Here is a 12,549-nt window from a genome sequence, read left to right as displayed (position 1 = left end):
TTCATCCACGCATGGCGTGGATCTACCAGACATCGGGAATCTGTCAGAGGTGGGGCGGTGTGGGTAGGCAGGACCGTTGGCGCCATGGATGGCGCCATCGAGCCCCCATGGAAGGGTTTACGGCGTGTCCTGCCTACCCACACCGCCCCGCCACCCCACGGATAGCCGGCTGTTGCTTGTGCCGTTGCCTCGGCAGGTGCAGGGCGCAGCCCTGCCGAACCCCCCACTACGGTAGGGTGGGCCGATGCCGCGCTGCAGCTTGGCGCCGCCGCAGATTTGATTACACTTGAAACTTGTTTGCCCACGACTCCGGACACCCACCCATGAAGCTTGGTTCTTTGAAGGAAGGCGGCCGCGACGGCACCCTGATCGTCGTCTCGCGTGACCTGCGCCACGGCGTGCGCGCCACCGGCATTGCCGCCACCCTGCAGCAGGCCCTGGAAGACTGGAGCCACATCGCGCCGCGCCTGAACGCCCTGTACGAATCGCTCAACGCCGGCGACGCCGATGGCGTGTTCGACCTCGATCCGCAGGCGCTGGCCGCGCCGATGCCGCGCGCCTATGAATTCGTCGATGGCAGCGCTTACCTGCCGCATGTCGAGCGCGTGCGCCGTGCCCGTGGCGCCGAGGTGCCGGAAAGTTTCTACAGCGATCCGCTGATGTACCAGGCCACCAGCGCCGGCTTCCATGGCCCGCGCGACGCGGTCAAGGTGGTCAGCGAGGACTACGGCATCGATCTGGAAGCAGAGATCGTGGTGATCACCGACGACGTGCCGATGGCGGCCACCCCGGAACAGGCTGCGGGCCATATCCAGCTGGTCGGCCTGGTCAACGATGTCTCGCTGCGCAACCTGATCCCCGGCGAGCTGGCCAAGGGCTTCGGCTTCCTGCAGTCCAAGCCGCGTTCGGCGCTGTCGCCGGTGTTCGTCACCCCCGATGAGCTGGGCGCCGCCTGGCAGGACAGCAAGGTGCACCTGCCGCTGCTGACCCACATCAATGGCCAGTGGTTCGGTGCGCCGGAAGCGGGCGTGGACATGCAGTTCAACTTCGCCCAGCTGGTCGCGCATGCGGCCAAGACCCGTCCGCTGGGCGCCGGCACCATTGTCGGCTCGGGCACCATCGCCAACGAGGACACCAGCAAGGGCGCATCGTGCTTCGCCGAGCAGCGCGTGGTGGAAACCCTGCGCGACGGCAAGCCGAGCACGCCGTTCATGTCCTTCGGCGACGTGGTCCGTATCGAGATGCTCGATGCCGCCGGCAACAGCATCTTCGGTGCGATCGAGCAGCGCATCGAACAGGCGGCCAAGCCCTGAGCATGGAGGCGGCGATGGACATCCTGGTTGACGACGGCCCGGTCGACGACGGCCTCGTGCTGTATACCTACTGGCGATCCAGCGCCGCCTACCGTGTGCGCATCGGCCTGGAGCTGAAGGGCCTGGCCTGCGAGGCACGGCCGGTGCACCTGGTGCGCGAAGGCGGCGAGCAGCACTTCGACGCCTATCGCGCGCTCAATCCGCAGCAGTTGGTACCGACCCTGCTGCACGAAGGGCACGCGCTGACCCAGTCGCTGGCGATCCTGGAATACCTGGACGAGCGTTTCCCGCAGGTGCCGCTGCTGCCGGCCGACGCCGCCGGCCGTGCGCGGGTGCGTGCGCTGGCCCAGCTGGTGGCCTGCGACATCCACCCGATCAACAACCTGCGGGTAATGCAGTACCTGGAGCGCAGCCTGCAGCTGACGGCCGACGCCCGCACGCAGTGGACCCTGCACTGGATCGCCGAAGGCTTCGCGGCAATGGAAGCGATGCTGGCCAACAGCGGCGACACCGGCACCTTCTGCCACGGCGACCGCCCCGGCCTGGCCGACATCTGTCTGCTGCCGCAACTCTACAACGCGCACCGCTTCGGTCTGGATCTGGCGCCGTACCCGACCCTGCGCCGTATCGAGGCCGCCTGCCAGGCAGTGGACGCCTTCGAGCGCGCGCGCCCGGAAAACCAGCTCGACGCCGCCTGAGGCGCCGTTTCACCCGCCGGAAATTGGTGGTAGCGCCGGGCCATGCCCGGCGGGCACGGAATCGGCCGCCAACACCTGCCGCAGATCATCGCGGAACAACCGATAGGCCTCCTCGCGGCGAGTTTCATCCTTCTGCCGCAATACCCAGGCCGGATGTACCGTGGCATAGCCGCGGGTGCCGTCCTCCAGCACGTGCCAGCGGCCACGGTCGCGCAGCAGGTTGAAGCCGCTGCCGAACAGCGCCGTGGCGGCCGTTGCCCCCAGGCACACGATCACAGGCGGCCGTACCCGCGCGATCTCGCCCACCAGCCATGGCCGGCAGGCGTGCACGTGGCGGCTTTCGGGCCGCTTGTGCAGGCGTACCTTGCCGCGTCGTTCGTGGTGGAAATGCTTGACTGCATTGGTCAGGTACAGCGTGGCGCGATCGATGCCGAGTTCGGCCAGGGCCCGGTCCAGCAGCTGGCCCGCCGGCCCGGCGAACGGGCGGCCGCACAGATCCTCGGTGTCGCCGGGTTGTTCACCCATCACCATCACCCGTGCATTGGCTGGGCCCTGGCCGAACACCACCTGGGTGGCGGGTTCCCACAGCGGGCACTGGCGGCAGCCGGCGGCCTGCCGGCGCAGTGCCTCCAGACTCCCTGGCCCGTCCTCAACCACCCCGGCCGCAGGACGCTGCGGAATCTTCCGTTGCGGCGCCTGCGCCGGCCGATCATGCATCTCCTGCACGCGGTCGGCGGCATCGCGCACCAGCCCCGGCAGCAGCTGCGCCTCGGGCAGGTTGCGCCAGTACCGCGCCGGCATTTCCTGCAGCATCATCCGGGTGTTCAGGCGTGCCGGGTTGAAGATGTTCGCGTAGTAGGTCTGCCACAGCGATTCGCGCGCATCCTCGGCCGGGGCATCTTCGCGACGGCCGCCAGGCCCGAAGGCCAGCGCTTGGCCATCCCAGTGCACGCTGCAGCCGGGCGTGAGGATGGCCCAGCGCATGCCAGTAAAACGCCGCGCGAAGAAGGGCGCGACCCGCTCGACGATATTGTGGTCCGGCTCGAACCACGCGATGAAAGCATCGGCCTGGCCGGGCACTTCGCGGAAGCGCACGAAGGCCTTCATCTTGTGGGTGTCGCGGCGCACCGCATGGGCCAGGGCCGTTGCCCGCAGCACGTCGGCATCGGCCGGGTTGGACAGCACGCTGCGTTCGCCGTGGGCGATGCGCCACAGCAGCCGATACAGCAGGGCCAACCGCTGCGGCTCGCGATGACACAGGCAGGTCGCGGCCAGCTCGAGGAAGTCGCGCGGCACGCTGGGCACGCTGGCGTCGGCAGGCCGGGGCGCCTGCTGCACGCCCGGTGCATCCAGCAGCGACGCCTCGCCGCCTTCCAACCAGTCCAGCTGTGCCGGCGCCACATCGCGCAGCAGTGCCTCGCGCGCGGCCTCGCGCCAAGCTTCCAGCGACCATGGCGGGTCCACCCGCAGCGACCAGCGCTGCGCGTCAGGCTGCGGGCGGTGCATCGAACAACAAGCCCTGCCGCGGCGGCGGAGCCAGCTGCGCGCGCAGCGCCGCCGGATCGTCCAGCGCCCTGCGTGGGTGATGGTCAGCCAGTTGCACGAAGGGCAGCAGCTTGCTCATTGGTGCCCTCAGCCGGGCCACGTCGGCCACACGCAGGCGGCCGTGCCGGCGTGCCATCAGTACGCGCTTCACGTTGCGCACGCCCAGCCCGGGCACGCGCAGCAGCAGCTCTTTCGGTGCACGGTTGAGGTCCACGGGAAAACGCTCGGGGTGACGGAGCGCCCAGGCCATCTTCGGGTCGATATCCAGGTCCAGCATGCCGTCCCCGGTGGTATCGGTGATTTCATCCACGCCATAGCCATAGAAGCGCAGCAGCCAATCGGCCTGGTACAGGCGATGTTCGCGCTGCAGGGGCGGCGGCTGCAGCGGCAGCTGGCGGCTGGCATCCGGAATCGGGCTGAAGGCCGAGTAGTACACCCGGCGCATGCGGTAGTTGCCATACAGGCTGTCGGCACTGGTCAGGATCTGCCGGTCGTTGGCACCGTCAGCGCCGACGATCATCTGCGTGCTCTGCCCGGCCGGTGCGAAGCGGGGAGGGCGCGGGCGCGCGCTGCGTGAGGTCGCCGGTGCGACCATCGCGGGTGCCTTGCGCGCCTCCTTCGCTTCCTCGATTCGCCAGCGCAGCTCGCCCATCGCGCCGCGGATCGACTGCATGGTTTTCTCCGGCGCCAGCGCGCTCAGGCCGGCTTCGGTGGGCAGTTCGACGTTGATCGACAAGCGGTCGGCGTAGCGCCCGGCACTGGCCAGCAGTTCCGGCGAGGCCTCGGGAATGGTCTTGAGGTGGATGTAGCCGGCGTAGCGGTGTTCCTCGCGCAGTTGCCGCGCCACCTCCACCATCTGCTCCATGGTGTAGTCCGCATTGCGGATGATGCCGCTGGAAAGAAACAGGCCTTCGATGTAGTTGCGCTTGTAGAAGTCCAGGGTGAGGGTGACCACTTCATCCACGCTGAAGCGCGCGCGGGCCACGTTGCTCGATACCCGGTTCACGCAGTAGGCGCAGTCGTAGACACAGAAGTTGGTCAGCAGGATCTTCAGCAACGAAACACAGCGACCGTCCGGCGTATAGCTGTGGCAGATGCCCATGCCTTCGGTACTGCCGATGCCGCCGCTGGCGCGCGAATCGCGCTTGCCCGAGCCGCTTGAGGCGCAGGAGGCGTCGTACTTGGCGGCATCGGCCAGAATGGCCAGCTTGCGGATGGTTTCCATTGAAGAAACCTACGGACAAGGGGTCTCATTGGATGAGACCACCCCTGAATCCTTCAGACTTTCCGCCGGGCATGGCCCGGCGCTACCGGTATCGAAAGCGCAGCGCCGGGCGAGGCCCGGTCAGAAGCCGTGGGTGATGCTCGGCGCGCCGGCCGAGAAATCGGCGTACGGGTCGTGCTCGCCGCTGCTGCCTTCGGACAGGCGGAACTTCAGGGCCAGGCCGTCGCGTGAGTCGGCCGCGCGCAGCGCTTCCTCCTGCTCGATGGTGCCGGCCTTGGCCAGCCGGAACAGGCACTGGTCGAAGCTCTCCATGCCTTCTTCCAGCGAGGCTTCCATTGCCGCTTTGATCTCGTGCACCTGGCCGCGACGCAGCAGGTCGCGGATCATCGGCGTGTTGATCAGCACCTCGGTGGCCGGCAGGCGCCTGCCCTCCTTGTTCTTCACCAGGCGCTGGCTGACCACCGCGCGCAGGTTCAGCGCGAGGTTCATCAGCACGTTCTTGTGCGCGCTTTCCGGGAAGAAATTCAGGATGCGCTCGATGGTCTGGTCGGCGTTGTTGGAGTGCAGGGTGGCCAGGCACAGGTGGCCGGTCTCGGCGAAGGCGATCGCTGCCTCCATCGTTTCCGCGTCCAGGATTTCGCCGATCAGGATCACGTCCGGCGCTTCACGCATCGCGTTCTTCAGCGCGTTGTGGAAAGCATGGGTGTCCAGCCCGACCTCGCGCTGGTTGACGATCGACATCTTGTGCTTGTGCAGGTACTCGATCGGGTCCTCGATGGTGAGGATGTGGCCGGTGGTGGTGCTGTTGCGGTAATCGATCATCGACGCCAGCGAGGTTGATTTGCCGGAACCGGTGGACCCCACCACCAGCACCAGCCCGCGCGGGGTCATGATGACGTCCTTCAGCACCTGCGGCAGGTTCAGTTCCTCGATGCTCGGAATCCGGCTGCGGATGGCGCGGATGACCATGCCGACCTCCCCCCGCTGCTTGAAGACGTTGACGCGGAAGCGCCCCGCGTCGGGCAGGGCGATGGCCATGTTCAGCTCCAGTTCGCGCTCGAACTGCGGCACCTGGCCCTCGTCCATCAGCGAGTAGGCGATCTTCTTGACCATGCCCGGCGGCAGGCCGGTATTGCCCAGCGGATAAAGCTTCCCCTCGATCTTGATGTAGACCGGTGCCCCGGTGGTCAGAAACATGTCCGAAGCGTTCTTTTCGGTCATCAGCTTCAGGAAGTAGCCGATATCCATTGCGAATTTTCCCCAACGAAACGGCCGACGCCCGTTGCCAGCACGGTGTCGGCTTGACGACAATGGCCGTGAACCGACAACCGGTACGGCCTCCCCAATGAAACGACTTAGCTTCGCACGAATGCGCCATGGCCTGTATGTGATGGCGTTTGCATTCGCACTGTCTGCCCCCGCTTGGGCGCAGGACGCCGCACTGGAACTGGCGCAGGCCCGGCAGGCGGTCGACAGGGCCACCCAGGCCGATGCCGACCAGTACGCTCCGGACCTGATCGGGCTGGCCCGGCAGGGGCTGGAACAGGCCCAGCGCGCCGCCGGCGACCGCCGCGAGCGCAAGAACGCGCCGGCGATGGCCCTGCGCGCCACCGCCGATGCCGACCTGGCCCGCGTCCGCAGCGAGGAAGCCACCGTCACCGCGCAGCTGCAGCTGCGCCGCAACGAGGTCAACCAGCTGCAACGCCAGCTGTCGACCGGGGAGGACCGCCGGTGAAGCCGATGACCGCCGCAACCCTGGCCGCGCTGCTGGCGCTGCCGACCCTGGCCGTGGCCGCCGACAACCCGATGGTGGCGCAGCTGAGCCAGCGCCTGATGTCCATCCAGGCCAATCCCGACACGGCTGAGCTGGGCGCCTTCGAGCGCATGCAGGCGCAGCAGGCCATCGCCACCCTGGACAAGGCCAAGCGCCGCGACCAGGAACTGGCCACCTACCTGGCAGAGCGCCGGGTGGAAATCGCCGAGACCGCGGTGCGCACTGCGCTGGCGGCGCGTGAGGTCGACCGTCTGGAGCGTACCCGCAGCGACCTGCTGATCGAGGCCAGCCGCCGCGATGCCGCCCGTGCGCGTCAGGAGGCCGAACAGCTGCGCATGCAGGCACAGATGCAGGCCGAGGAGGCCGAGCGCCTGCGCCAGGCCGCCGAGGCCGAGACCCTGGCCCGCCAGGACGCCGAGAACGCCCTGACCAGCGTGGCCGGCAAGCAGCAGCAGCGCCTCAGCGCCGCGCAGCAGAACGCGGCCAAGCTGGCCCGCGAGGAAGCCGAGCTGGTATCCGGGCAGAAGTTGCCGGGGTCGAAGTTCGACGGCCGCGGCGAAGTCTTCACCTTCAATGGTGACGCGTTCGCTGCAGGCGCCTCCAGCCTGTCCGGCGGGGCCCGCAACCAGGCCAAGGCGCTGGCCGAGTACCTGAACATCGGCAAGAAGGGCCGCCTGCGCATCGAGGCGTATGACAGCGCCAATGGTGTTGGCCAGAAGCGAGCCGAAGCGCTGCGCGATGCGCTGGTCGCCGGCGGTGTCGCCAGCAACCGTATCCAGCTCAGCGGGAAGAAGGCAGCGTCCACCCGGGCGCGTTCGGCCGAGGTCATCATCGCCCCGTAATTGCTTGATATTGTTTGTTTTTCGTTGCGATGAGCATTCAGCCTGAACCCCGCCCCGGCGGGGTTCGGTCTTTTTGACGCAGGGGTCTTGTACCCCGCCTTGAGCAGGCGTAGGGTCAATCGTCCGGGACGCAATGCCGCGGACCGGACGATGGGAGGGCCGGGCCGATGCAAGCAGGGCGCGAACCGCAGCAGATCGACGTGCGCAGGCCAGTGCCGCAGGTCGTTGCAGGCGTCCAGGTGGCCAGCGACCGGCGCTCCTCCATGAACAACGCCCCGTGCCTTGTGGCCGGGGCGTTCGTGTATCTGTCGAAGGAGGTCCATCATGTTTGAAGATCAGCCCCAGAGCGAGATCGACGCCCGTCGCGCGCGCGATCCGGAGTTCCGGGCACTCCATGACCAGCACCGCAAGTTGAACAAGAAGTGCATGGACGCGGAGTTGGGTGTACTCCCGATCGATGATGTCACCCTGGGTCGCATGAAGCGTGAGAAGCTGCTGGCCAAGCAACGTCTTCTGCGAATGTACGAGACACCGCTTCCAATGACGTCCCACACGCTTTGACGTACCCCGTCACGCCCGGAACGGCGTGACCCGGCCAACGATGGCCCCGCCGGACGCTCCAGTCCCGGCATCGCGGCGCCGCCGAAGAGGCGGCCGCGCCAAGGCACCACAAGCGGTGGTGCCTTGGCCTGCAGGCACAACTCACCGATGCGGGCGGTACCGGTCTCCTCGTCGATCCGGGGCCGCCCGCATCCCTTCACAGGCCGCCTCGGCGGAGATCTCGGCAGCGCCTGACTTTCACCGCCATCCGTCGGATAATCATTGGTCCGGCCCTGTGTGGCGCGAACCGAAAGTCCTCCGAATGCCCATCCATTCTTCCGTCCTCGAACTCATCGGCCAGACCCCGATCGTCAAGGCCCAGCGCCTGGACACCGGCGTCTGCGAGCTCTACCTGAAGCTGGAGAGCGCCAACCCGGGCGGATCGATCAAGGATCGCATCGGCCTGTCGATGATCGAGGCGGCGGAGCAGCGCGGCGACCTGAAGCCGGGCGCGACCCTGGTCGAGGGTACGGCCGGCAACACCGGCCTCGGCCTGGCCCTGGTGGCCCAGCAGAAGGGCTATAAGCTGATCCTGGTCGTTCCCGACAAGATGAGCCGGGAAAAGATCTTCAATCTGAAGGCGATGGGCGCCGAAGTACGCCTGACCCGCTCGGATGTGGCCAAGGGCCATCCGGAGTACTACCAGGATCTGGCCAAGACCATTGCCGAGCAGACCGCGGGTGCCTACTTCATCAACCAGTTCGGCAACCCGGACAACCCGGCCGCGCACGAATTCGGTACCGGCCCGGAGATCCTTGAGCAGATGGGCGGCGATCTCGACGCCATCGTGTTCGGCTGTGGCAGCTCGGGCACCATGACGGGCCTGTCGCGCGCCTTCGCCAAGCTGTCGCCGAAGACCGAACTGGTGCTGGCCGATCCCGTCGGCTCGATCCTGGCCGAGTACATCAACGACGGCAATCTCAACGACAAATCGGGCAGCTGGCTGGTGGAGGGCATCGGCGAGGACTTCCTGCCGTCGATCTCTGATTTCAGCCGCGTCAAGAAGGCGTATGCCATCAGCGATGCCGAGAGCTTCCACACCGCGCGCGAGCTGCTGGGCAAGGAAGGCATCCTGGGCGGTTCGTCCACCGGCACCCTGCTGGCGGCGGCGCTGAAGTACTGCAAAGAGCAGACCACGCCGAAGAAGGTGCTGGTGCTGGTGCCGGACACCGGCAACAAGTACCTGTCGAAGATGTACAACGACTACTGGATGCTGGACAACGGTTTCCTGCAGCGCCCGCAGCACGGCGACCTGCGCGACCTGATCCTGCGCCCGTACGGCCAGCGCGACACCGTGGTGATTGGCCCGAACGACCTGCTGACCACTGCCTACCAGCGCATGAAGCTGTACGACGTCTCGCAGTTGCCGGTGCTGGATGGCGAGCAGCTGGTTGGCATCGTCGACGAAAGCGACGTGCTGCTGCATGTCTATGGCGATGAAGCCCGCTTCCGCGACACCGTCGCCACCGCGATGGTCAGCAAGCTGGACCGGCTGGACGTGAAGTCGCCGATCGAGGCCCTGCTGCCGGTGTTCGACCGCGGCCAGGTGGCGATCGTGATGGACGGCGACGCCTTCCTGGGGCTGATCACCCGCATCGACCTGCTGAACTACCTGCGCCGTCGCGTGCAGTAAGCGTCCTGCGCAGGGGGCGGGTTCGCCCCCTGCACACTCTGGACAGGTCGCAGATGTCACAATCGGCTTGTTTTGTTACCCGCCGGGGCCAGCCCGGAGAACTTCAGAGAGTGCGCATGCCTGTCCAGATCGCCGTTGTGATTCCGTCCTACAAGGTCATCAACCACATCCTTGGCGTTATTGATGGAATGGGGAGTGACATCCATCGGATCTATGTGGTGGATGATTGTTGCCCGATGAACAGCGGCGACTTCGTTGAAGCGAACTGCACCGATCCGCGTGTTGTCGTTCTGCGCCATGTCGAGAACCAGGGCGTGGGTGGTGCGGTCATGACAGGGTATCGCGCAGCGATCGAAGACGGCATCGACATCATCGTCAAGGTAGACGGTGACGGCCAGATGGATCCGGCGCTGATCCCAAGCTTCGTCAGCCCGATCATCGCCGGTGAAGCCGACTACACCAAGGGCAACCGCTTCTTCGATCTCGAGCGCATTGCGCAGATGCCGAAGCTGCGGTTGTTTGGCAACGCAGGGCTGTCCTTCCTGACCAAGCTCTCTTCCGGCTATTGGGACCTGTTCGATCCCACCAATGGGTTCACCGCCATCCACCGTGATGTGGCGCGCCACCTGCCGATGGGGCGGATCAGCAAGCGCTATTTCTTCGAGACCGACATGCTGTTCCGGCTCAGCACGCTGCGCGCGGTGGTGCTGGATGTGCCGATGCACGCCAAGTATGGCGACGAAGTCAGCAATCTGAAGATCTCGCAGGTGCTGTCGGAGTTCCTGTTCAAGAACCTGCGCAACTTCGGCAAGCGCGTTTTCTACAACTATTACCTGCGTAATCTGTCGCTGGCGTCGTTCGAACTGCCGGCTGGCCTGGCGCTGTTGCTGTTCGGCATGATCTATGGCCTGCAGCATTGGCTGACCAGCATTGGTACCGGGCAGGTTGCCAGCAGCGGTACGGTGATGCTGGCCGCAATGCCCATACTGCTGGGTGTGCAGTTGTTGCTTGCCTTCTTCGGCCAGGACATCGCAGCAACCCCACGCCATGCTGTCCATCCACGGCTTCGTTGGTCGGCGCTTGAAGTGGGGAACGCCTGATGCGCGTGTCCGCCCAGGCAGAGCGTGCGGCGCCTCAGGTCTGGCCGCTGTACCTGCTCGCTACCCTGCTGGTCAGCCTGGTCCTGTCTGCGATCACGCCGCCGTTCCAGGCGCCTGACGAGTACGACCACGTCAAGCGTGCCTACATGATGGGGCAGGGGCAGATCCTGTTGAAGTCGGTGGATGGATCCCCTTCGGGAGGCTATCTCGACAGTGGCCTGGTGCAGTACATGTCGTACTTCGAACCACTGAAGGGAGCGTCACAGCGCAAAGTCTCCGCTGACGAACTGCAGGCGGCAGGCGGCGTGAAGTGGAGCGACCAGCCGCAGTTCCAGACGGCAGTGGGGACCGCTTACTACTTCCCGCTGATGTACGCGCCACAAGCCGTGGGGCTGGGCATGGGCAAAGCGCTGGGCATGAGCGTGGGCAAATCCTATCGGCTGGCCCGCCTGCTGGAATGGATGACCTGCGGGGTTCTGTTGCTGCTGGCCTTCAGACTCCACCGGCCTTCGGCGGTGGTTCTGGCGTTGCTCGCATTGCCGATGAACCTGTTTCTGTTTGGCGCGGCGGTGCTTGATCCCATGGCCACGGCAGTGGCACTGCTTGGCCTCTCGGCTTTCATGCGGATCGCTACCGATGGCCGTGCCTCGCCACCGGCGGCGGTGGCTGCACTCCACATAAGTGTCCTGCTGGTCTGTGCCTGTCGCGCGAACATGCTGCCGATGCTGCTGTTGCCCTTCGTCGCAGCATGGCTGATGCGCGAGCGTCGGCAGCTGTATATTGCGATCGCCATCAGTGTGTTCGTGCTGGCGTGGACCCTGTTCACGGTGAAGACGACGGTCTATCCCCCCAGCAGCCATCGGATCGATCATGCAGCTCGCCTGCTGCACCTTCTCACGCATCCCGGTGAACTGACCTCCATCCTGTTCGCGACCTGGACCAACGTGGCGCGGATGTCCTTCTACGTCGTGTCGTTCATCGGCGTGCTGGGCTGGCTGGACGCGTCCTTCTCACCTGCCTTCTACCACATGACCGGGCTGACGCTGGTGGTGTTGATGCTGCTGTCGCTCGACCTGGAAGGGTGGCGCACCCAGAGCCTGGCGCGCTGGACGCTGGTCGTGGTCTGCCTGGCGTCGGTCTTGATGACCTTCCTTGCCCTGCTGGTGCAGTGGACCGATCCCGCTTCGCCGACCGTTGATGGCGTTCAGGGACGCTATCTGCTGATTCCGGGTCTATGCCTGGTGATGGCGCTGACGGCCAGCGCAGCACCGCGCGATGGCCTGCTGTTCAGGGCCGGGCACGGGCTGGCAATGCTGTTCCTGGCCTGGATGGCGTATGCGAGCTGTTCGCTCCTGGTCGAGCGCTACCATACCGGCGCGACGCAGTCCGCAATCGCGGCGCCTGAGCTGAAGCCCTCGCCACCGTTGACGCCCGACAACACCGTGCCGCTGCACTTCCTGCCCGCACAGAGCGAGGATCCTGCTGGCCTGAAGCGTATCTCGGTGCGGTTTGGCACCTATATGACCACGCATGCCGGGCAGGCCGAACTGCGGCTGTGGACCCAGGGAGGAGAGCGGCTTGTGCTGCCCTTCGAGCTGTCAGAGCTCACCGACAATGGCTACGCCGAGTTCAAGCTGGATGGCAAAGCCTATGTAGGCGGGGAAGTCGCGCCGCGCGATGGCAGCGGCGTAAGTGTGTGGGAAAGCCACAGCCAGGAACGCGTGGACAGTTGCGTATTCCTGGAAACGGAAAACCAGGACGACATACTCCCGCGCGGTTGCCCTGAGCCCTGATGAAAAAGAAAGCCGCTGATCTCACG

The 12,549-nt window shown here is 66.0% G+C and carries 11 protein-coding genes; 8 read left to right on the top strand and 3 right to left on the bottom strand.

Annotation, left to right across the window (positions count from 1 at the left end; translation table 11 throughout):
• The first annotated feature begins 323 nt into the window (after positions 1–323).
• Entirely contained in the window at positions 324–1,313 is a 990-nt protein-coding gene (locus ABR323_RS02765; RefSeq protein WP_439448104.1) for a fumarylacetoacetate hydrolase family protein, read from the top strand.
• 14 nt (positions 1,314–1,327) lie between these two features.
• A complete protein-coding gene (maiA, locus tag ABR323_RS02760) occupies positions 1,328–2,011 on the top strand; it encodes a maleylacetoacetate isomerase (protein ID WP_439448103.1) in 684 nt (227 codons plus the stop codon).
• 9 nt (positions 2,012–2,020) lie between these two features.
• On the opposite strand, the gene ABR323_RS02755 is transcribed toward maiA, so the two are convergent.
• The 3 genes from ABR323_RS02755 to ABR323_RS02745 form a co-directional block, all read right to left on the bottom strand.
• Positions 2,021–3,517, bottom strand: coding sequence for a UdgX family uracil-DNA binding protein (locus ABR323_RS02755; protein ID WP_439448102.1), 1,497 nt, complete (start codon positions 3,515–3,517; stop codon positions 2,021–2,023).
• Positions 3,498–4,781, bottom strand: a complete 1,284-nt coding sequence (locus tag ABR323_RS02750; protein ID WP_439448101.1) for a putative DNA modification/repair radical SAM protein — start codon at positions 4,779–4,781, stop codon at positions 3,498–3,500. Before ABR323_RS02750 ends, ABR323_RS02755 begins: the two co-directional genes overlap by 20 nt.
• Positions 4,782–4,901: 120 nt before the next feature.
• Positions 4,902–6,029, bottom strand: coding sequence for a PilT/PilU family type 4a pilus ATPase (locus ABR323_RS02745; protein WP_135272206.1), 1,128 nt, complete (start codon positions 6,027–6,029; stop codon positions 4,902–4,904).
• Between the two features lie 121 nt (positions 6,030–6,150).
• On the opposite strand from ABR323_RS02745, the gene ABR323_RS02740 reads away from it, so the two are divergent.
• The 6 genes from ABR323_RS02740 to ABR323_RS02715 all read left to right on the top strand — a co-directional run bounded on the left by ABR323_RS02740 (position 6,151) and on the right by ABR323_RS02715 (position 12,523).
• Positions 6,151–6,516 (top strand): DUF4398 domain-containing protein, encoded by a 366-nt coding sequence (locus ABR323_RS02740; RefSeq protein ID WP_135272236.1) that lies wholly within the window; start codon positions 6,151–6,153, stop codon positions 6,514–6,516.
• On the top strand, positions 6,513–7,397 hold the full coding sequence (locus ABR323_RS02735; RefSeq protein ID WP_135272207.1) for an OmpA family protein: 885 nt from the start codon (positions 6,513–6,515) through the stop codon (positions 7,395–7,397). Before ABR323_RS02740 ends, ABR323_RS02735 begins: the two co-directional genes overlap by 4 nt.
• Before the next feature lie 324 nt (positions 7,398–7,721).
• Positions 7,722–7,958 carry a YdcH family protein gene (locus ABR323_RS02730; RefSeq protein ID WP_135272208.1) on the top strand — a complete coding sequence of 79 codons (237 nt, stop codon included), beginning with the start codon at positions 7,722–7,724 and terminating at the stop codon, positions 7,956–7,958.
• A gap of 301 nt (positions 7,959–8,259) precedes the next feature.
• On the top strand, positions 8,260–9,630 hold the full coding sequence (locus ABR323_RS02725; protein WP_439448100.1) for a pyridoxal-phosphate dependent enzyme: 1,371 nt from the start codon (positions 8,260–8,262) through the stop codon (positions 9,628–9,630).
• Positions 9,631–9,746: 116 nt separating this feature from the next.
• Positions 9,747–10,730: a glycosyltransferase family 2 protein gene (locus ABR323_RS02720; RefSeq protein WP_439448099.1), complete on the top strand. Its 984-nt coding sequence runs from the start codon at positions 9,747–9,749 to the stop codon at positions 10,728–10,730.
• The gene (locus ABR323_RS02715; protein ID WP_439448098.1) at positions 10,730–12,523 is read left to right on the top strand and encodes a DUF2142 domain-containing protein; all 1,794 of its coding nucleotides are present in this window, start codon (positions 10,730–10,732) and stop codon (positions 12,521–12,523) included. Before ABR323_RS02720 ends, ABR323_RS02715 begins: the two co-directional genes overlap by 1 nt.
• The last annotated feature ends 26 nt before the right edge of the window (positions 12,524–12,549 follow it).

This window comes from Stenotrophomonas sp. ATs4 (assembly GCF_051861585.1).
Lineage (GTDB): Bacteria > Pseudomonadota > Gammaproteobacteria > Xanthomonadales > Xanthomonadaceae > Stenotrophomonas > Stenotrophomonas maltophilia_AS.
The sequence above is the reverse complement of the archived record's forward strand: the minus strand, read 5'-3'. Positions and strand labels throughout refer to the sequence as shown.